Annotated in this window: 1 protein-coding gene and 2 pseudogenes; 1 reads left to right on the forward strand and 2 read right to left on the reverse strand. The window is 32.0% G+C overall.

Annotated elements, in window-relative coordinates:
• A pseudogene (locus tag IDG60_RS16535) lies at nucleotides 1-115 on the reverse strand (VOC family protein); the annotation flags it as partial.
• Between the two features lie 173 nt (nucleotides 116-288).
• Entirely contained in the window at nucleotides 289-573 is a 285-nt protein-coding gene (locus IDG60_RS16540; protein ID WP_000067112.1) for a GNAT family N-acetyltransferase, read from the reverse strand.
• Between the two features lie 225 nt (nucleotides 574-798).
• Between IDG60_RS16540 and IDG60_RS16545 the strand changes: the two are divergent.
• Nucleotides 799-890 (forward strand): annotated as a pseudogene (locus IDG60_RS16545) (MarR family transcriptional regulator); the annotation flags it as partial.

Consider the following 890-nt stretch of genomic DNA (forward strand, 5'->3'; position numbering starts at 1 on the left):
AACTTTTAACGGATAGTCCTAAAATGTTTTTGTAAAATGTTGTCATTAAGTCTAAGTCTCTTACGTTCAGTTCAATGTTTGTCACTTGTGTTGCTGTTTTATCGTGAAATGCCATTATGCATCGCCTTGTTTTCTATTTTTCTATAAGTTAGTATAAAAAGTATACCAGAAAAGAAAATGAATTGATAGCATAAAGTTTGAAATGCAAAATAACTTGTCGTTTTGCAATTTTATATTGATTCGTACAAATAAAAAGCGATGGCACAGTTGCACCATCGCAAAATTTATTTAACCAAGATATACATCTTGATATGAATCTTCTTTTTCTAACATATGTTTGGCAAATGAACACGAGGCAATGATTTTTAAATGATTTTCGCGAGCATGTTCAACAACTGCTTTAACTAGTTTTTTGCCAACACCTTGACCACCGAGTTCATCAGATACGCCTGTATGATCAATGTTAATTTCATTATTATCCACAAAACGGTATGTGATTTCAGCTAAAGCATGATTTTCATCATCACCAATATAGAATTTGTTCTCGCCTTGTTTAATTTCAAGGTTACTCATACATATCAACTCCTATCATGATTGATTATAGTATTTCCCTATTCTATTTTAACTTAAACGAAGTCAAAGGTGCATGACAGTCATGTGACGACATTGCCACATTTATGTAGTCGTTTTTATTAAGCGCAGTTTGAAATGAAGATGAAAACACGTATCTTGACATTAAATTCATTTAGCTATATAATTTATCTCGAAATCGAAATAAATTAAAAAGTTGGTGATGATATGGATCGAACGAAACAATCGCTCAATGTCTTTGTCGGAATGAATAGGGCGTTAGACACATTAGAGCAAATTACAAAAGAAGACGTAAAGCG

It is taken from the genome of Staphylococcus sp. EG-SA-2 (genome assembly GCF_017152085.1).

Bases quoted from the DNA above. Each gene is read 5' to 3' on its own strand.
- IDG60_RS16540 (WP_000067112.1), bottom strand. From the start codon at position 573: ATGAGTAACCTTGAAATTAAACAAGGCGAGAACAAATTCTATATTGGT.